Source organism: Actinoplanes subglobosus, assembly GCF_042650585.1.
Classification (GTDB): Bacteria; Actinomycetota; Actinomycetes; order Mycobacteriales; family Micromonosporaceae; genus Actinoplanes; species Actinoplanes subglobosus.
Genome location: NZ_JBHSBL010000012.1, coordinates 187,655 through 204,244 on the forward strand (window position 1 = coordinate 187,655; position 16,590 = coordinate 204,244).

General features: G+C 69.1%; 22 protein-coding genes and 4 tRNA genes. 3 read left to right on the forward strand and 23 right to left on the reverse strand.

Going from position 1 to position 16,590, the window contains the following annotated elements:
• Positions 1 to 65 precede the first annotated feature (65 nt).
• The 13 genes from ACFO0C_RS11905 to ACFO0C_RS11965 form a co-directional block, all read right to left on the reverse strand.
• Positions 66 to 764 (reverse strand): hypothetical protein, encoded by a 699-nt coding sequence (locus ACFO0C_RS11905; RefSeq protein ID WP_378066630.1) that lies wholly within the window; start codon positions 762 to 764, stop codon positions 66 to 68.
• Positions 761 to 1,567: an ATP-binding cassette domain-containing protein gene (locus tag ACFO0C_RS11910; RefSeq protein WP_378066631.1), complete on the reverse strand. Its 807-nt coding sequence runs from the start codon at positions 1,565 to 1,567 to the stop codon at positions 761 to 763. The genes ACFO0C_RS11905 and ACFO0C_RS11910 overlap by 4 nt, the downstream gene beginning before the upstream one ends.
• Before the next feature lie 94 nt (positions 1,568 to 1,661).
• Positions 1,662 to 2,378, reverse strand: a complete 717-nt coding sequence (rplA, locus tag ACFO0C_RS11915) for a 50S ribosomal protein L1 (RefSeq protein WP_378066632.1) — start codon at positions 2,376 to 2,378, stop codon at positions 1,662 to 1,664.
• Between the two features lie 88 nt (positions 2,379 to 2,466).
• Positions 2,467 to 3,171 (reverse strand): transcription termination/antitermination protein NusG, encoded by a 705-nt coding sequence (nusG, locus tag ACFO0C_RS11920; RefSeq protein WP_378066633.1) that lies wholly within the window; start codon positions 3,169 to 3,171, stop codon positions 2,467 to 2,469.
• 51 nt (positions 3,172 to 3,222) lie between these two features.
• Positions 3,223 to 3,582 (reverse strand): preprotein translocase subunit SecE, encoded by a 360-nt coding sequence (gene secE / locus ACFO0C_RS11925; protein WP_378066634.1) that lies wholly within the window; start codon positions 3,580 to 3,582, stop codon positions 3,223 to 3,225.
• A 108-nt stretch (positions 3,583 to 3,690) separates the two neighbouring features.
• Positions 3,691 to 3,763: transfer RNA gene (locus tag ACFO0C_RS11930), tRNA-Trp, on the reverse strand.
• An 81-nt stretch (positions 3,764 to 3,844) separates the two neighbouring features.
• On the reverse strand, positions 3,845 to 4,240 hold the full coding sequence (locus tag ACFO0C_RS11935) for a MaoC/PaaZ C-terminal domain-containing protein (RefSeq protein ID WP_378066635.1): 396 nt from the start codon (positions 4,238 to 4,240) through the stop codon (positions 3,845 to 3,847).
• Positions 4,240 to 4,686, reverse strand: a complete 447-nt coding sequence (locus ACFO0C_RS11940) for a MaoC family dehydratase N-terminal domain-containing protein (protein ID WP_364071501.1) — start codon at positions 4,684 to 4,686, stop codon at positions 4,240 to 4,242. The genes ACFO0C_RS11935 and ACFO0C_RS11940 overlap by 1 nt, the downstream gene beginning before the upstream one ends.
• Before the next feature lie 135 nt (positions 4,687 to 4,821).
• Positions 4,822 to 4,989 carry a 50S ribosomal protein L33 gene (rpmG, locus tag ACFO0C_RS11945; protein WP_014687739.1) on the reverse strand — a complete coding sequence of 56 codons (168 nt, stop codon included), beginning with the start codon at positions 4,987 to 4,989 and terminating at the stop codon, positions 4,822 to 4,824.
• Positions 4,990 to 5,097: 108 nt separating this feature from the next.
• Positions 5,098 to 5,170: transfer RNA gene (locus ACFO0C_RS11950), tRNA-Met, on the reverse strand.
• A gap of 50 nt (positions 5,171 to 5,220) precedes the next feature.
• A tRNA-Thr gene (locus tag ACFO0C_RS11955) sits at positions 5,221 to 5,293 on the reverse strand.
• A 113-nt stretch (positions 5,294 to 5,406) separates the two neighbouring features.
• Positions 5,407 to 7,935, reverse strand: a complete 2,529-nt coding sequence (locus tag ACFO0C_RS11960; protein ID WP_378066636.1) for a putative bifunctional diguanylate cyclase/phosphodiesterase — start codon at positions 7,933 to 7,935, stop codon at positions 5,407 to 5,409.
• Positions 7,936 to 7,991: 56 nt separating this feature from the next.
• Positions 7,992 to 8,132: a hypothetical protein gene (locus tag ACFO0C_RS11965; RefSeq protein ID WP_378066637.1), complete on the reverse strand. Its 141-nt coding sequence runs from the start codon at positions 8,130 to 8,132 to the stop codon at positions 7,992 to 7,994.
• Between the two features lie 280 nt (positions 8,133 to 8,412).
• On the opposite strand from ACFO0C_RS11965, the gene ACFO0C_RS11970 reads away from it, so the two are divergent.
• Entirely contained in the window at positions 8,413 to 8,733 is a 321-nt protein-coding gene (locus ACFO0C_RS11970; RefSeq protein WP_378066638.1) for a hypothetical protein, read from the forward strand.
• A gap of 1 nt (position 8,734) precedes the next feature.
• Here the strand turns inward: ACFO0C_RS11970 and ACFO0C_RS11975 are convergent, their stop codons facing one another.
• From ACFO0C_RS11975 to ACFO0C_RS11990, 4 genes are all read right to left on the reverse strand, one after another.
• Positions 8,735 to 9,538 carry a sulfurtransferase gene (locus ACFO0C_RS11975; protein ID WP_378066639.1) on the reverse strand — a complete coding sequence of 268 codons (804 nt, stop codon included), beginning with the start codon at positions 9,536 to 9,538 and terminating at the stop codon, positions 8,735 to 8,737.
• 9 nt (positions 9,539 to 9,547) lie between these two features.
• On the reverse strand, positions 9,548 to 10,174 hold the full coding sequence (locus ACFO0C_RS11980; RefSeq protein ID WP_378066640.1) for a LysE family translocator: 627 nt from the start codon (positions 10,172 to 10,174) through the stop codon (positions 9,548 to 9,550).
• Positions 10,175 to 10,219: 45 nt separating this feature from the next.
• Entirely contained in the window at positions 10,220 to 10,504 is a 285-nt protein-coding gene (locus tag ACFO0C_RS11985; protein ID WP_378066641.1) for a hypothetical protein, read from the reverse strand.
• 159 nt (positions 10,505 to 10,663) lie between these two features.
• Positions 10,664 to 11,155, reverse strand: coding sequence for a YajQ family cyclic di-GMP-binding protein (locus ACFO0C_RS11990; RefSeq protein ID WP_317788741.1), 492 nt, complete (start codon positions 11,153 to 11,155; stop codon positions 10,664 to 10,666).
• A 148-nt stretch (positions 11,156 to 11,303) separates the two neighbouring features.
• Here ACFO0C_RS11990 and ACFO0C_RS11995 point away from each other — a divergent pair.
• Positions 11,304 to 11,384: transfer RNA gene (locus ACFO0C_RS11995), tRNA-Tyr, on the forward strand.
• A 266-nt stretch (positions 11,385 to 11,650) separates the two neighbouring features.
• Positions 11,651 to 12,052: a Uma2 family endonuclease gene (locus ACFO0C_RS12000; protein WP_378066642.1), complete on the forward strand. Its 402-nt coding sequence runs from the start codon at positions 11,651 to 11,653 to the stop codon at positions 12,050 to 12,052.
• A gap of 122 nt (positions 12,053 to 12,174) precedes the next feature.
• Here ACFO0C_RS12000 and ACFO0C_RS12005 read toward each other — a convergent pair whose 3' ends face one another.
• The 6 genes from ACFO0C_RS12005 to ACFO0C_RS12030 all read right to left on the reverse strand — a co-directional run bounded on the left by ACFO0C_RS12005 (position 12,175) and on the right by ACFO0C_RS12030 (position 16,539).
• Positions 12,175 to 12,798: a hypothetical protein gene (locus ACFO0C_RS12005; RefSeq protein WP_378066643.1), complete on the reverse strand. Its 624-nt coding sequence runs from the start codon at positions 12,796 to 12,798 to the stop codon at positions 12,175 to 12,177.
• Positions 12,799 to 13,019: 221 nt separating this feature from the next.
• Complete coding sequence (locus tag ACFO0C_RS12010; protein ID WP_378066644.1) at positions 13,020 to 13,514, reverse strand: hypothetical protein; 495 nt, start codon at positions 13,512 to 13,514, stop codon at positions 13,020 to 13,022.
• A gap of 5 nt (positions 13,515 to 13,519) precedes the next feature.
• Positions 13,520 to 14,188, reverse strand: a complete 669-nt coding sequence (locus tag ACFO0C_RS12015; protein WP_378066756.1) for an MOSC domain-containing protein — start codon at positions 14,186 to 14,188, stop codon at positions 13,520 to 13,522.
• 14 nt (positions 14,189 to 14,202) lie between these two features.
• A complete protein-coding gene (locus ACFO0C_RS12020) occupies positions 14,203 to 15,132 on the reverse strand; it encodes a GNAT family N-acetyltransferase (protein WP_378066645.1) in 930 nt (309 codons plus the stop codon).
• A complete protein-coding gene (locus tag ACFO0C_RS12025) occupies positions 15,129 to 16,139 on the reverse strand; it encodes an LLM class flavin-dependent oxidoreductase (RefSeq protein WP_378066646.1) in 1,011 nt (336 codons plus the stop codon). Before ACFO0C_RS12025 ends, ACFO0C_RS12020 begins: the two co-directional genes overlap by 4 nt.
• 7 nt (positions 16,140 to 16,146) lie before the next feature.
• A complete protein-coding gene (locus tag ACFO0C_RS12030; protein WP_378066647.1) occupies positions 16,147 to 16,539 on the reverse strand; it encodes a DUF1707 SHOCT-like domain-containing protein in 393 nt (130 codons plus the stop codon).
• Positions 16,540 to 16,590 lie beyond the last annotated feature (51 nt).

Below are 16,590 nucleotides of genomic sequence, written 5' to 3' on the forward strand. Positions count from 1 at the left end.
GACGAAAGGGTACGCGGACCCGCCGCCGAAAACCAAATCGGCCCCGTCACACCCCATCCGGCGGGTCAGGACCGATCGCGGCGCAGGCGGGCGTAGAGGGCGAGAACCGCCGTGCACCACAGCGCCGTCCAGGCGACCAGGACCGTCAGGTCGACGGCGGACGGGGCGGTGCGCCCGCTCAGTGCCCTGGACGTCGCCATCAGGGGCGGCGCCACCCACGGGGCGATCGAGCCGCTCAATCCCATCACGACGGTCAGGATCGACCCGCTCACGAGGATGCCCACGCCCGGCAGGATCCGGCGGGTGACGGCCCGGGCGGCCAGCGCACCCAGGGATACCGCCGCGGCCACCGAGAGAACGTGAGCAAGGACACCGAGGAGTACGCCCATCGCGAGACTCGGCTCCGACGATCCCGGGTCGGGGCCGGTGATGGCCCGGAACGGCAACGGCGCCAGCATCGCCAGCACGCACACCCCGAGCGCCAGGGCCGCGGCGGCGAGCAGACCGGCGGTGGCCTCCCGGACCGGGCCCACGGCCAGGCGGGCCAGGCGGCGCTGGGCGTCCGGCTCGGTGTCCAGCACCAGCTTGGTGAGCCAGGCCAGGATCGGGAAGAGGCAGACCGCGGAGTAGCCGTAGGCGACCGAGGCGGACGACGGCCCGCCGCCGTAGAGAACGAACAGGACCGCCAGCACGGTGATCAGCGGAGCCGTGGCCCGGCCCCCGCGCGCGAAACCGGCCAGGCGCATCCGGGTGAGCGCGATCATCGTCCCTCCCCCGTCTCTCGGACCCCCTGGACACGGTGGCCGGCCGCGGTCAGCTGCCGCATCGCCGCGGCCGCCTCGTGCCGCCGCACCAGGATCTCGACCACCACCTCGTCCGCGTTGTCCGCACCGGAGGCCGGAATCGCGGGGAAGGGCTCGTTCCCGGACTGCGGCGGGCTCTCGGAGGGGAGCGACCCCCCGGAGGAGGGCTCGACATGGAGGGTGCCGTCGGCGACCGTCCAGTGCAGCGCGTCCGGCAGGTTGGCGATCTCGCCGCGGTGGTCGCTGACCAGGACCGTCCCGCCGGCGGAGGTGACCTCGGCGACGATCTGCGGGATCAGCTCGCGGGAGGGCGCATCGAGCCCCTCCCAGGGTTCGTCGAGAACGAGCAGGCCGGGTGAGGTCAGCAGCGCCTGGGCGAGGCCGACCTTCTGCGCGGTGCCCTTCGACAGATCGGGCAGCGGGGTGTCGAGGTGTGCGGCCAGGCCGAGCCGGTCGATCCAGGGGTCGGCTGCGGCCGGTGACAGACCACGGACCCCGGCCATCGCGTGCAGGTAACCGAGCGCGGTGAACGGCTGGGCGGCGGGAAAGCGCTCCGGGACCCACCCGACGACGGCGGGACGGTCACGGACCGCGCCGCGGGTCGGGCGCAGGACTCCGGCGGCCAGTTGGAGCAGCGTGGACTTGCCGGCGCCGTTGCGGCCGAGGACCACGATCGTGCGGCCCGGCTCGAGAGTGGCGCCGACCTCGCGGAGAGTCCACGGGGCGCGGCGGGCGTACCGGAACCAGACGTCGTCGAGGCGCACGGCCGACAGCCTGCCACAGACCGCGCCCCGCCCACAGGCCCGAAAAGCAGCGAACCCCCGGGGAAGCCCCGGGGGTTCGCCGTGAAGCGGTGTGTCAGGCGTTGGTGTCGCCGTGCAGGTTCTTCTGCACATTCGGGTCCACCTGGACGCCCGGGCCCATCGTGGTGGCGATGGTGACCTTCTTCAGGTACTTGCCCTTGGCCGCCGACGGCTTCGACCGCAGGACCTCGTCGAGGACCGCGGCGTAGTTGTCGATCAGCTGCTCGGGCGAGAAGGACGCCTTGCCGATGATCAGGTGAAGGTTCGAGTGCTTGTCCACCCGGAAGGTGATCTTGCCGCCCTTGATCTCGTTGACGGCCTTGGTCACGTCGACCGTGACGGTGCCGGTCTTCGGGTTCGGCATCAGGCCACGCGGGCCGAGGATGCGGGCGATCCGGCCGATCTTGGCCATCTGGTCCGGCGTCGCGATCGCGGCGTCGAAGTCCAGCCAGCCACCCTGGATCCGGGCGACGAGCTCGTCGGTGCCGACCTCGTCGGCGCCGGCCGCGACGGCCTCCTCGGCCTTCGCGCCCTGGGCGAACACGATGACGCGGGCGGTCTTACCGGTGCCGTGCGGCAGGTTGACGGTGCCGCGGACCATCTGGTCGGCCTTACGCGGGTCGACACCGAGGCGCATCGCGACCTCGACGGTGGCGTCGAACTTGCTCGGGCTGGTCTCCTTGGCGAGAGTGATCGCGTCCTTCGGCTCGTAGAGCTTGTTGGCGTCGATCTTCTCCTGGGCGGCGCGGTACGCCTTGCTGCGCTGTGCCATTTCTGATTACTCCTGTGGTTGTTGGCGGGGCCGCCGTCCGCTTCTCAGCGCGCGGCCCCTCCCACTGATATCGCCGGGGATCCGGCGATCAGATCTTGGTGACCTGGTTGAAGTTGAGCTCGACCGGGGTCTCCCGGCCGAAGATCGACACCAGGACCTTGAGCTTCTGCTGGTCGGCGTTGATCTCGCTGATCGAGGCCGGCAGCGACGCGAACGCACCATCCGTGACGGTGACCGAGTCGCCCACCTCGAAGTCGAGAACCTTGACCTCGGGCTTCGCCTTCTTCTCCTCGGCCTGGACGGCCGGTGCCAGCCACTTCAGCACCTCGTCGAGAGAGAGCGGCGCCGGCCGGTCGACCCGGTCGGTGGCGCCCACGAAGCCGGTAACGCCGGGGGTGTTGCGCACGCAGGAGTAGGACTCGGGCGTCAGGTCCATCCGGACCAGGATGTAGCCCGGGAAGACCTTTGCCTGCACCTGGTTGCGCTTGCCGTTCTTGACCTCGACCTCTTCGCGGGTCGGCACCTCGACCTGGAAGATGAAGTCCTCCATGTCGAGGCTCGTGATCCGGGTCTCGAGGTTGGTCTTGACCTTGTTCTCGTAACCCGCGTAGGAGTGCACCACGTACCAGTCGCCGGGCGCATACCGCAGCTTCTGCCGCAGCTCCTTGACGGGGTCGTAGTCCTCGTCAGCCTCGGGCGCCTGGGCCACGGCCGACTCGTCGGCCGCCTCTACCGACTCGTCGATCTCCAGCGACGACTGCTCGTCAGCTGTCTCGTCGTCGTACTCAGGCACGCTCGCTCACTTCCACATAAGTCTCTACGGGACCGGGCTCCGCTGTCGCGGTCAGCCCAGCGCCCAGAGGATCGCCTTGCCGAACCCGTAGTCCAGACCGGCCACCAGGGTCGTCATGATCACCACGAAGACGATGACCACGCCGGTGTAGGTCAGGAGCTCCTTGCGAGTCGGCCAGATGACCTTACGAAGCTCGCTCGTGACCTCACGGAAGAAACCGCCGATCCGGCCAAACGGGCCACGGCCGGACTTCTTTGCCTTGGGGCTCTCGTCCTTCGAACGCTCGGCGACGGCAGTGCCACCGCCGGCGGTCACCAGTGCGTCGTCATCCGGCACATCACCGGCGGCGGCGTCGGCGAAAACCTCGTCGTCGCCGGGGACGTCGTCACCGGGGCGGTCCTTCTCGGCCACTTCGCCCTACTTCCGTCGTCGGTGGTTCTGGATGATCCTGTCAGAACCCGACCGGACGCGGAGGTCGTGCGGACCGCGCACCGGCCGGGCACGTCTAGGAGGATTGCGCAGGGGTGACAGGACTTGAACCTGCAGCCTGCGGTTTTGGAGACCGCTGCTCTGCCAATTGAGCTACACCCCTTTGCGGGACCTGTCGCCTTACGACTTCAGAACCCCACGGCGCACCAGTGTACGGGTACGCCCGGAGTTATCGAAACCCGGGCTACCGCTTCCTGATGAGCGCCTGCGCCATGGACAGTACCTTGTCTCCGTTGCACGTCGCAGCCAGGCTCAGCCGAGTGTGTCCCTCGGCGGTGACCTCCTTCACCGACGCGGTCACGACGACCTCGGTCCCCTCGTCGGTGTCGGGCACCGGAACGGGCCGACTGAAACGCACGCTGAACTCGACAACCGCGTCCGCGGCACCGGCCCACGTGGTCACCGCCCGGCCCACCAGAGCCATCGTGAACATGCCGTGGGCGATGACCCCGGGCAGTCCCACTCCGGTGGCGATGCGGTCACTCCAGTGGATGGTGTTGAAGTCGCCCGAGGCGCCCGCGTAGCGGATCAGATCGGCCCGGGTGATCCGGAAGGTCTGCGGCTCCAGCTCTGCGCTCATCAGTCCTCTCCCCGCACCACGAGCTTCGACCAGACGGTCACGACCGGTTCGCCAGCCTCGGTTGTCACGTCGGTCCGGGTGGTGAGGAACTCGTGACCACCCCGGCTGAGGATCTCCTCGACCGTGTTGACGCACACCAGGGCGTCACCGGCGACGACCGGCCGCGTGTACGCGAAACGCTGGTCACCGTGGACGACCCGGCTGTAGTCGACACCGAGCGCCGGGTCGGCCACCACCTCGCGGCTGGCCGGCATCGTGATCGCGACCGGGAAGGTGGGCGGTGCCACCACGTCGGCGTAGCCGAGGGCCCGGGCCGCCTCGGGATCGTGGTACTCCGCGTCGGTGGCGCCGATGGCCCGCGCGAACTCACGGATCTTCTCGCGGCCGACCAGATAGGGCTCGGTGGGCGGCCAGCTGCGGCCCACGAAGGATTGGTCCAGAGGCATGTCCACAAACTACCTGCCGGGGACCCCGCGGATATAGCACTGTGAGTGCAGAAATATTGCGCTGGCTGCGGAAACGAAACCGCGCCGCCCGGACTCGTCCGGGCGGCGCGGTTTTGAGGATCTGGGAGCGAACGCTCAGCGCGTCTCGCGGTGCAGGGTGTGCTTCCCGTCGCGCGGGCAGAACTTCTTCAGCTCCACACGGTCCGGGTCGTTACGCCGGTTCTTCTTGGTGATGTAGTTCCGGTCCTTGCACTCCGTGCACGCCAGGGTGATCTTCGGACGGACGTCGGTCGCCTTGGCCACGGCGGGGTGCCTTCCTGCTAACGGTTTACTTACTGACGACGAACCAGCGTAGACGCTCGGTCCGCCGCTTCGCAAAGTGGTGCCCCGGGTTGGGGTCCACAGGAAAAGTAGCGGTGGCCGGACTTGAACCGGCGACACAGCGATTATGAGCCGCTTGCTCTGCCATCTGAGCTACACCGCCGAGCCAGGCTCACATGTCCAGCGCCAGGCAAGGCGGAACGAACCCGGTAGAGCCCCCTTACGGAATCGAACCGTAGACCTTCTCCTTACCATGGAGACGCTCTGCCGACTGAGCTAAGGGGGCTTGCCGCACACGATCAACCGCTTGGTCGCGATCTCTCGCTTGCTGCATGGGTAAGACTACACGGCACCGGACCGGGGGTGAAATCAGTACCCCCCTTCCCCTGAAATACCTGGTCAGATCACGGCTCGGAGCCTTCTGACCTCACCGGTGGGAGTGGACTCGGGCTCCGTCTGAGCGTTCAGCCAGGCCTCCAGCCGCTCGAACGGGAGCGGCCGGCTGAACAGGTAACCCTGACCCAGCTCGCAACCCATCTCCTCGAGCAACTCCAGGGTGAGCTCGCTCTCCACGCCCTCGGCCACCACGGTGAGACCGAACTCGCGGGAGAGCCCGATCACGGCCCGGACGATCGCGAGGTCACCCGAGTCCGTGGCCATCCCCTGCACGAAGCTGTCGTCGATCTTCACCTCGTGCACCGGCCACTGCCGCAGATAGGCCAGCGACGAGGCACCCGTACCGAAATCGTCGACGCTCAGCCGGACGCCCAGGTCCCGGAGCCGGTAAAGGGACGGCAGGACCCGCTCGATGTCGCTGAGCATGCCCGGTTCGGAGATCTCGAAGGTGACCAGCCCCGGGTCCACCCCGTGCTCGTCCAGCAACTCGCGCACCAGCTCGGGGAACCGGGAGTCCAGCAGGATCCGGGCCGACAGGTTCACCGCGATGGCGAACGGGCGCTCCGCGTCGGCCCAGGCCCGGCACCGACGCAGCCCGGCGACCAGCACCGACTCGGTGAGCCGGGCCAGCTGGCCGGTGTGCTCGGCCACCGCCACGAAGTCCTCCGGGGCGACCTCGCCGTGCGCCGGGTGCACCCAGCGGGCCAGGCACTCGACACCCACCACGTGCCGGTCGGCGAGCGTCACCTTCGGCTGGAAGTAGACCTCCAGCTGGTCGTTGTCGAGAGCCCGGCGCAGGTCGGCGGCGATGCCCAGACGCCGGACCGCACGCGACTCCAGGGCCGGGTGGAAGGGCTGCACCCCGTACGGCAGGACCTTCGCCGCGTTGGCGGCCAGCTCGGCCCGCTGGAGCAGGGTCTCCGGATCGCTGCCGTGGTCGGGGTAGACCGAGACGCCGACCGCGGTGTTCACGTCCAGGGTGAGCGAGCCGACGGCCATCGGACCGCGCAACCGCTCCCGCATCCGGGTGGCGATCTCGATCGTCGCGTCGATGCTCGGCGCCCGCAGTGTGACGACGAACTCGTCACCGCCGATCCGGCCGACCAGCGCACCCGGGTCGGCGATGCCGCGGATCCGGTCGGCGGTCTCGACGAGCAGCTTGTCGCCGGCGGCGTGGCCCATCGACTCGTTGACGTTGCGCTGGCCGTCGACGTCGAAGAGCATGATCGCGACGACCTCGTCCTCGGCCCGGACCCGCACCGACTCGGCGAGCGCGTCGGTCACCCGCCGCCGGTTCGGCAGGCCGGTCAGCCGGTCGTGATAGGCGTCGTAACGCAGCCGGTCGACCAGGCGCGAATTTTCCACGGCGACCGCGGCGTGCGCGGCGATGGTCTCCAGCACCTGCACGTCGGTCTCCCGGAACGTCCGGGCGTCGCCGAGCCGGTTGACCACCTCGAGGGTCCCGATCGTGGCCTGGCCGGACCGCAGCGGGATGACGATGACGTCCTTGACCCGGGCCGCTCTCATCCCGGCCCGGAGGTCCTCGGTGCTGGCGAACTTGGCACCGACCCCGGTGCCGACCTGCCGTTCGACAGCGCGAGCCCGGACCGCCTCCGGCGTGGGCGAGATGTCGAGAAGGCCCTTGTGCTCGACCCGGGCGGTCAGCAGCACCTCGGGATGCCTGCCCTGCGGGGCGAGCCACAGCGTCGCGAACTCCGACTGCATCAGTGACCGGACCCGGCCGAGCAGCACGTCCGGCAGGCCGCTGCGACCGCTCTCGTCGCGCACCGCCTGGGTGAGCTCGTAGACGTCGGCGAGGGTCTGGTGCCGCCGGAAGAACTCGGCGTAGGAGCGCAGGATGAGCAGGAGCGCGGCGACCAGGATCGCCAGCAGGATCGCGGACCACCAGGTCGCTCCGAGGGCGACCAGGAAGACCAGGCCGACGATGATGTTGATGCCGTTGACGGCGAAACCGGACCAGCCGGCGCGGAGCGCACCCATACCGGTCTGCAGACCCTGCACCAGGCTGAGCACACCGGCCAGACTGAGGAATTCGACCACCGAGGCGAGCAGGGCGGCACCGGCCAGGATCGCCCACATGGCGGGGTCGGCCGCGTCGTACCTCGGGAACGCCGCGATGAAGAGGAGCGCGACGGAGTTGCCGGCCGCGGACTTCGCGACGTTGAAGGCCATCTTCGTCCGGGGCGAGCCGGACCAGAGCTGGTCGACCAGGATCGCTCCGCTGACCACCAGGATCACCGCGACCGGCGGCAGGTAGTAGAGCGCGAGCACCAGGGGCACGTCGGTCACCGCGATGGTGAAGGCGCCCCGCCAGATGACGATGGTGAAGACGTCGCGGTAAGCGAGCAGGTAGATCAGGAAGAACAGGACCCCGGGAAGCGCCCGGAGATACCACTCCGGGTCGGCAGCCCAGAAGACTGCGACACAGATCAGTGCCAGGACAGCCAGCGGATAGGTGATCAACCAGGCGCGTTGGGACGCACCCTGCTGGACCGGGGAGCGCTTGATCATCAAGTGTCCTCTCCGGTCGACACCTACCGCCCTAACCCCTCAGCTCGGAACCGGCCTCAGGACCACTCCCAGTTGACGATGTTGAGCACTTCGGCCTGCGTGCTCTCGGCCGACACGGTGCCGGTGCCTATCACGCCGAACGCAACCGCGAGCGCGAAAACCAAGCCGGCGAAGCGGCCCAGCTTCCTCTTGGACATAGCTCGCTCCTCATGGCAGAAAACCGCAACTTTGATGGGGTCACATGATGGTGCCACACCAGTTGTGCGACGAGCAGCGTTCATCGGCGGGTCGGGGTACCGCTGCGGCAAATCCTGGCCGAACGGTTGAGCGGGACCTCCGATGGCCTGCTGAAGAATTGGTGCCTTTGCAGACGATTTAGAGTGAGATATGAGCGCCATTCCGGATTAGACGTCAGGGCTCCTTGACGTCAAGCTGCCCTGACGAAAGGCTCCCCTTCATGACCCCGGACGAGCTTTCATGACCCCGGACGAGTTGGAGCAGCACCACACGCTCACCACAGCGACGAGTCGGTACGACGCTCTCCGGATGCGCGACGCGCTCGCCGCCATGGATCCGGACGAGGAGCCGGCGCTCTCCGCCGACGAAACCCTGGAGATGCTCGCCCTCAGCGAGGTGATCATCCGCAAGGCGGGGTACGGGCGGCAGGCGATGATCCGCACGGCGCGCGCGGCCGGCGCCTCCTGGACACGCATCGGCGCCGCCCTCGGCACCACCAAACAGGCCGCCTGGGAGTCGCACCAGCGCTGGACCATCGACCCGGCCGGGCGGCCCGACTGAGTCAGTCCCCGGTGGCGGCGGGCCGGCCGGTGTGGCTGTACTGCGACCAGGAACCCGGGAACAGGCGGCCCTCGCCCAGGCCGGCGTGCTCCAGAGCGATCAGGTTGTGGCAGGCGGTCACGCCCGAGCCGCAGTAGGAGATGACGTCGGCGGCGTCATCGACACCCACCTCGGCGAACCTCTCCCGCAAGGCGGCGACCGGCAGGAACCGGCCGTCGGCGGTGACGTTGTCGCGACAGGGCAGGTTGCGGGCACCCGGGATGTGACCGGGGCGCGGGTCGACCGGCTCGGTGTCGCCGCGGAACCGGGCCGCGTCACGGGCGTCGAGCACCGGGCCGGACGCGGTCACCGTCTCCTCCAGGGAGGCGAGCCGGTCGGCGGGCCATGGGCGGGCGGTGAACTTCGTCGCGGGACGGACCGGGATCTCCGTGGTCAGCTCACCGGACCAGGCAGTCAGGCCACCGTCCAGCAGCGCTGCGTCGTGCCCCGTCGCCCGGAGCAACCAGACCAGCCTCGACGCCACCACTCCGCCCGCGTCGTCGTACGCAATGATCTGATCTTGATCTTTGATCCCGGCTGACGCCATCGCCGCCGCGAAGACCTCCGGATCAGGCAGCGGATGCCGGCCCTCGGCCGGCGACGCCGGGCCCGCCAACGCGGTGTCCAGATCGATGAAGACCGCGCCCGGCAGATGCCCACGCTCGTAGGCCTCCCGGCCGGAACGACCGTCCAGATACCACCGGACGTCGGCGAGGACCACCGGACGGTCCGCGATCCACGAAGCGTCCACCACCGGATCGATCACCACAGCCCCCTACCGGCTGGACAGCCCCAGCCGCACGCCGAAACCGAGCAGGACCACCCCGGTCCCGGCGTCGACGGTACGCCGGACCGCCCGCCGCGCCAGGAACCGCCGGGCCGCCTGCGCCCCCAGGATGATCATCGTGAACCAGATCAGCCCCTCGGCGTCGTGCACCAGGGCCAGCAGCAGACCCGTCGTCAGCGGATCCGCGTGCGGCGGAACGAACTGCGGAAGCACCGCGAGATAGAAGGCGCCGACCTTCGGATTGAGAAGGTTGGTGAGCAGGCCGCGGCCGAACGTGCTCCAGAACGTCGCGGCCACCGCCGGCACCTCCGCCTCCGGCACGCTCCGCGACGCGCCCCAGATCATCCGCGCACCCAAATAGATCATGTAGGCGGCACCGGCCACCCGCAGCACTGTGTAACCCACCGTCGATGCCGCCAGCAGCGCCGACGCCCCCACCGCGGCGGCGGCGCCCCACGCCAGCGCCCCCGCGTTGATGCCCAGCGCCGTCGCGAACGCCGGCCCGCGGCCCATCGTGATCGCGGCCCGCAGCACCAGCGCGGTGTCCAGTCCGGGAGTGATCGTCAGCAGCGCACCGAGCACGGCGAACGACAGGACGGCGTCGGTCAGGTTCATGGGCCATTCCTAAGCCCTGCGCTCTTCGATCGTCTGTGGCGAGGGTCACTCGGTGTGGTCACGGCTGCGACTGCCCGGACGGAAGTAGACCACCGCCACCGCCACCAGACCGACCGCCAGCAACGTCGCGATCATCGCGGCCAACTCGGTCAGGTGCGTCGCACCCAGCACGAACACCAGCACGGCGAGACCGAACAACAGGTGGTAGCCGCCCGCCTGCCGAGGCGTGCGAAACGATCGGGCGATCACGCCCGGAGCATCACCGGTCACCAACATCCGGGCCCCGAACACCGCCAGCACCAACCCGATCAGGGCGGCCGCCGTGCTCATCACCCCAGTCTGCGCCACACACCGCCGCCGGCGGACCATTTCCGGTACGCCCACCCGATCGCGATCCATCCGGGGCGACACGCGTCCCGTCCCCGGCCGGGCGCCGGAACCGGCGTTCCGGGGCGACCCAAGTCAGTCCCCCCGGTCAGCCGGTCACGCTCAGCGGTAGTTGTTGAACTGCAGGGCGACGCCGAAATCCTCCTGCTTGAGCAGCGCGATCACGGCCTGCAGGTCGTCACGCTTCTTACCCGTGACACGCAGCTGGTCGCCCTGAATCTGCGCCTGCACACCCTTCGGCCCCTCGTCACGGATCTTCTTGCTGATCGCCTTGGCCTTGTCGGCCTCGATCCCCTCGACCACCTTCAGGTCGATCTTCCACGTCTTGCCGGACTGCCGAGGCTCCCCCGCGTCCAGCGACTTCAGCGAGATGTTGCGCTTCACCAGCTTCTCCTTGAAGACGTCGAGCGCGGCCGTAGCCCGCTCCTCCGTCTCCGAGGTGATCGTGAACGCCTCCCCCGACTTGGCGACACTCGTCCCGGTGCCCCGGAAGTCGAACCGGGTCCCGAGCTCCTTCTCCGCCTGGTTGAAAGCGTTGTCGACCTCCTGCCGGTCGACCTTGCTCACGATGTCGAACGACGGGTTGGCTGCCATGATCAGACTCCTGCGGCTGGATGCTTGTCGATGCTCTACAGCGGGCTCCCGAGGGCCCGCGACATGCCGACCGTACCCGGTTGTTGATGCGGTTCGCGCTACGGCTATTCTTATGTCCGCCGCCGCGGGAGACCGTGGTGGTTGCCCAGGCGGGTTGCCCGAGCGGCCAATGGGAGCGGACTGTAAATCCGTCGCGAAAGCTACAGAGGTTCGAATCCTCTACCCGCCACAGGCGTTGAGAACGGCCCCGGTACCAGCGGAAACGCGGTCCGGGGCCGTTCTCGTTGTGGTCTGGCCGTCTACGGCCCTCTACCGGAACGCTGTCCTACCCGTCCCCCGGTCGGGTCGGGCTCAGCCCTTCCTTCATCCAGTCCCGCCTCGGCACGGTCGCCTCACGCCAGCGTGCCGCTTTTCCCGGGACGCCGTGCCGCATGGGGTGCCGTACCGTGGGCGGAAGCATCTTCTTTTGAGTCGCTGCTGGAGGTGACGTCGTCGATGAGCGTGGGAGTGGTTGACCACGTCGGTCCATGGACTGAGGACGAGTATTTTGCGCTCGGCGAGACGACGGACCGGATCGAGCTCATCGATGGGAGCCTGGTGGTGAGCCCCGCGCCGAGCATGAGCCATCAGCGCCTCTCCCGCCGCCTGGCGAACGCACTGGAGGACGGCGCCGAGCCGGCAGGACTCTTTGTCTACGAAGCGATCAACGTCCGGCTGCATAGCGGTCGCATCGTGATTCCGGACCTGGCCGTCGTGGACGTGGACGAGGAAGCCGTCACGGCTGACGCCTCTCGGGTGCTCCTGATCGGTGAGATCGTCCCGCCGAGCAACGCCGCTATGGACCGCGTGCTCAAGATGCAGCTCTACGCGGCTGCCGGGACACCGCGACAGCCGTGATCGTCGCCGGGAGCTCCCGGTCAGTACATCGCCGATCGGGCGCGCGGGCTGTGGTCGGAACCACCACTGCGAGAATGATGTCGGCCTGGTCGCGACCGTAGGAGTCGATCTCCGAAGGTTCGTCAGTCGTCGAACCACACCACCAGGCGGACTTCGGTGGCGCCGTGTACCTCGGCCAAGGTGCGCATCACCGTCCACACCGGGTGCCATGGGCCGTCGGTCGGGATGGCGTCTCGGCGGCGGGCCCGTTCTGCGCGGTACACCGTGTTGCCTGCCTGCCATTCGGTTCCCTCGGCCCACAATTCGCCGATTCGGTCGGGATCGACCGTCTGGGTGTCGATTCCGCTGGCCCTGGCGAAACCGCGGCTCCAGACCGCGCGGTGTACCAGGTCGAGCGTGCCGTCGGGCAACCGCCGGTACTGGGCGATGTCGGTCGCTCTCGGGAGCGCCGGCTCATCCCAGTCGATGGCGGTGACCTCGTCCCAGCCGATCCAGGAGGCGCCGAAATCGGTCTCCCCCAGCTCTGCCCTGGTGGTGGCCGAAACGTCCGGCGGGAGACCACGATCAGCCGCGATCGGATTCCAGCGGCCGTCGGACCGAACGCCGAAGAGGCAGTCGAAGGCCTCGTAGTCCCTGGTCATCCCCAACATCGACAGCCGGATCGCCGGATTCCAGGCACGCTGATCGACATCGAGACCCGGAACCCAGGTGCGGCACTCCACGAAACCATGAATGGATGTCCCCACGCGCCGATTGTTCCCGACCGGCGGCAGGGCAGAACCGATGGGCGGGCATGTGGTCTCTGACCTGGTAGGACGCGGGCCGTTGCTCCGGGATTCCGACGGACCGGTCTGTTCTATCCTCGCGGGACATCCAGCCCTCGTCGTCACGTCGATGGGCGAGATCGCCGAGGCTCTGTCCGGGCAAATTCCGGATCGGTGAGGCGCCGCAGCGGCAACGGGTGTGTTCAGCCAGCGTGGTGTGCATGGTCCGGACGACAGGACAGGGCCCGGCGCACGCCCTTGATCATTCTCGCGGAGGCGTTGCGGCGGGCCGTCAGGGTCAGGATCTCGGCCGGCGTCAGTTCGGGGCGCAGAGCCAAGGACAGAGCCGCGGCGTACGGGCGTTCGCCCGGCCGGTCCAGCGATTCCGCGACGGCCCGCAGAGTCCGGAGCAGGGTAGGGCGGTCGGCGTTCGGGTGGCGTGCCGTGGCGGCCAGGATGTGGTTCCGGGTCCAGCGCGGCAGATCGTCCAGAGGTATCGCGGCCAGCGTCGACGCGTCGGCCCGGGGCGAGTCGGCGACGGCGCTGCGAACGAAACTGTAGGGGCTCCGAGCCAGGGCCAGCAGGGTTTCCTGGTCGGCCCGCGGATCATCGACCAGGCGCTGGTAGTCGGCGGGTGTCCGCTCCGCCGGAAGCAGTTCGTCGATCTTGCCGGTCGGTGGGCGACGGGCGATCGGCATCGGGGTCAGCGGGGCGTGGCGGCCAGGCGCGCCTCGATGTCGGTGCGCAACTGGGGTGGCAGGGCTTCGGCCACCAGGAGACGGGCCAGGTCCTGCTGGTTGTGCATGTAGATGTCGAACGCCTCGGCGATCGTCAGGCCGTGGTCGGGACGGGCGATGACCTCGATGCGGGCACCGGGGGTGATCGAACCCTCCTGGAGGATCCGGAGGTAGGCGCCGGTGCGGTTGGAGGCGGCGAAACGCTTGATCCAGCGGGGCTCGGCCATCCGGTGCTGGAACGTGGAACACGGGATGCGGCCGAAGGTCGTCTCCAGGATGACCTGGTCGCCGACCTGCCAGCGCTCGCCGATCACCGCGTTGTAGAGGTCGAGGCCCTCGGTGGTCAGGTTCTCGCCGAAAAGGCCGGGCGCCAGGTCACGGCCCAGCTCGGCCGACCACCAGGCGTAGTCCTCGACGGCGTACGCATACACCGCCTGGTCGTCGCCGCCGTGGTGTCTGGTGTCACCGATGAAGTCGCCGACGACACCGCTGTGCAGGCCGGTCGTCTTCGGGCCGGGGCGGCGGACCGTCACCGCGTGGTCGACCGGGCGCTTGCCGATGCCGGTGGTCAGGCCGGAGTTCTTCGCCGGGTTCGGCTCGGATCCGCCGACGTTGAGGGATACGAGACGGCCCACACCGGGAGAGAGGGTCATCGGGAGAACTCCACCACCGCTCGGTCTTCGATCGGCCGGTAGCCCAGCCGGGGGTACAGGGCGTTGCTGGTCGGGTTGGCCAGGTCGGTGAAGAGGACCACGTCCGTCGCGCCGGCGTCCAGCGCATTTCGGGTCGCGGCCGTGGTCGCGGCGCCGCCGAAACCCTGCCGGCGGTGCTCGGGGGGAGTCCACACATACTGCACGCGGACCATGCCGGACTCCGGCCTCGTGTACACGGCCATCGACACCGGTGTGCCGTCGAGCTCCCAGAGGGCGACACCGCCGTGTGCCATCCGGTCGTCGACGATCCGGTCCAGATTTTCCGGGGAATCGCCGATGGAGTCGTGGAAGCCGCGGAACCAGTCGATCAACAGTGGACGGTCGGAGGGTGTCGCCAGGCGGGCCATGCCTGGTGGGAGCGGGTCGGGCGGGGTCAGCCGCTCCAGCTCGAACAGGCGGGTCTCGCGGCCCGGGCGGGCGGTCCCGCCGGCCTGGGCCAACCAGGCCTCGGTGAAGGCCGCCACATCCCTGACGAGCAGGTTGACCGCGGTGAGCGGAGTAGCGGCACCCGGAGCGGACGGGAGGCCGAGGTGGACGGCCAAGGCGGCCGCCGCGGCGGGAACGGCCTCCTGCGGCAGCTCGGTCAACGTCATCGGATAGGGCGGCGTCTGCAACAGTGCACCCGACACCTGACCGGGCGCGGAGGACAAGAAAGGCCGGCCGGGCGTGGAGGGCATGGACGGCGTGGAGGGCGTGGAGGTCCACCAGCCCAGGATCGGATCGCTCTCCCCGTACACATGTGGGCCCTGGGAGAGCAAGGCGCTGGTGACCGTGAGCAGGATGGTGTGCCGGACGGGCGACGAGCGCAGGAAGGGTCCGGCGTTCTCGGCGAAAGCCGTGGGGTCGGCGGTGATGTGCCAGGTCACCGGGACCAGACCTTCGCGATGCGGGCCAGGCTGTCGATGCGGGTCGCCGGGTCGTGGACGGCACCGGCCAGCATGATCTCGTCGGCGCCGGTCCGGTCGGCCAGTGCGTCCAGCGCCGCGACGACCTCGTCGGCGGTGCCGGCGAACTGGGTGCCGGGCAGCGACTCCAGAACCGCACGGTCCATGTCGGACAGCTGACGCCGGGCCGCCTCCTCCGGCGAGACCATCGGGCCGAGACGGCCGGTCCGCAGACTGAGCGCCATCACCCGGCTCGGGCCGGCCAGGAACTGTGCCTCCTCGGTCGTCTCCGCGGCCAGCACCGAGGCACTGACCATCACCCACGGTAGCGGGAAGCGGGGTGACGGCTGGTAGCCGTCGCGGTAGAGGCGCAACGCTCCGTCCACATCAGAGCTCATCGCGAAGTGGTACGCGAAACAGAACGGCAGGCCCAGCGCGGCCGCCAGCTGGGCGCCGTAGGTGGACGAGCCGAGCATCCACACCTCGGGGAACGACTCGGCGGCCGGAGTCGCCGACAGCCGCTCGGCCGGCACCCGCTCGTCACCGAGCAGACCCAGCAACGTCTTCATGTGGTCGGGGAACTGCTCGACCGTGAGGTAGGGCGAGACGCCCCGCAACGCGGCCGCGGTCGCCTGGTCGGTACCCGGAGCACGGCCGATGCCCAGGTCGACGCGGCCCGGATAGAGCGCCTCCAACAGGGCGAACTGCTCGGCCACCACGAACGGCATGTGGTTGGGCAGCATCACGCCGCCGGAGCCGACACGGATGTCTCGGGTGTGCGCCGCGATCGCGCCGATCAGCACCGGCGGCGACGTCGACGCGACGGCCGGCATGTTGTGGTGCTCGGCCACCCAGAAGCGGGAGTAGCCCAGCTGATCGGCGGCCACGGCGGTCTCGACGGTGCCACGCAGCGCATCGGCGCTGGTGTAGCCCTCGCGGACGGTGGCCAGGTCGAGCACGGAGAGCGGAACACGTTTCGGAGCGGTCATGCGGAACTCAATCTTTCCGGTTCTTGGAGCGGATCGTCTGCACGCCCACGGTCACCGCACCGAGCGCGACACCCGGCACCAGCAGCCAGATCGGCCACGGGTAGACGGACTCGTCGACCGACGCGGCGACCAGGGCGTAAGCCACGACATTCACCGCCGCGAAAGCGCCGAGAATCGTCCAGAGAACGATCAGGGCGGTCGGCAGACGGTTCCTCCCATCGGCGACACCCCGCCCGGGACGGGGCAGGTCCTTCACAAGAACGAGCAGCTCGGCATGAGTCCGGGCGGCGTAGGCCAGGCCGATGCGCTCGTCATACTCATGCAACGACAGACGGCCCTCGTCGAGTGCGAACTTCAGCCGGTCGGCGATCTGCTGACGGTCCACGTCCGCCGCACGCATGCCTTCGACCTCTTTGGACACAGCCGCCCCCCATCGTCACCCGCTCACCGT

Bases quoted from the DNA above. Each gene is read 5' to 3' on its own strand.
- ACFO0C_RS11985 (WP_378066641.1), bottom strand. From the start codon at position 10,504: ATGAGCACGGCGGCCGCCCTGATCGGGTTGGTGCTGGCGGTGTTCGGG.
- ACFO0C_RS12010 (WP_378066644.1), bottom strand. From the start codon at position 13,514: ATGCCGATCGCCCGTCGCCCACCGACCGGCAAGATCGACGAACTGCTT.
- ACFO0C_RS11990 (WP_317788741.1), bottom strand. From the start codon at position 11,155: ATGGCAGCCAACCCGTCGTTCGACATCGTGAGCAAGGTCGACCGGCAG.
- ACFO0C_RS12030 (WP_378066647.1), bottom strand. From the start codon at position 16,539: ATGCGTGCGGCGGACGTGGACCGTCAGCAGATCGCCGACCGGCTGAAG.
- ACFO0C_RS11940 (WP_364071501.1), bottom strand. From the start codon at position 4,686: ATGCCTCTGGACCAATCCTTCGTGGGCCGCAGCTGGCCGCCCACCGAG.
- ACFO0C_RS11935 (WP_378066635.1), bottom strand. From the start codon at position 4,240: ATGAGCGCAGAGCTGGAGCCGCAGACCTTCCGGATCACCCGGGCCGAT.
- rplA (WP_378066632.1), bottom strand. From the start codon at position 2,378: ATGGCACAGCGCAGCAAGGCGTACCGCGCCGCCCAGGAGAAGATCGAC.
- ACFO0C_RS11905 (WP_378066630.1), bottom strand. From the start codon at position 764: ATGATCGCGCTCACCCGGATGCGCCTGGCCGGTTTCGCGCGCGGGGGC.
- ACFO0C_RS11965 (WP_378066637.1), bottom strand. From the start codon at position 8,132: ATGTCCAAGAGGAAGCTGGGCCGCTTCGCCGGCTTGGTTTTCGCGCTC.
- ACFO0C_RS11980 (WP_378066640.1), bottom strand. From the start codon at position 10,174: ATGAACCTGACCGACGCCGTCCTGTCGTTCGCCGTGCTCGGTGCGCTG.
- ACFO0C_RS12000 (WP_378066642.1), top strand. From the start codon at position 11,651: ATGAGCGTGGGAGTGGTTGACCACGTCGGTCCATGGACTGAGGACGAG.
- ACFO0C_RS11970 (WP_378066638.1), top strand. From the start codon at position 8,413: ATGACCCCGGACGAGTTGGAGCAGCACCACACGCTCACCACAGCGACG.
- ACFO0C_RS12025 (WP_378066646.1), bottom strand. From the start codon at position 16,139: ATGACCGCTCCGAAACGTGTTCCGCTCTCCGTGCTCGACCTGGCCACC.
- ACFO0C_RS11960 (WP_378066636.1), bottom strand. From the start codon at position 7,935: ATGATCAAGCGCTCCCCGGTCCAGCAGGGTGCGTCCCAACGCGCCTGG.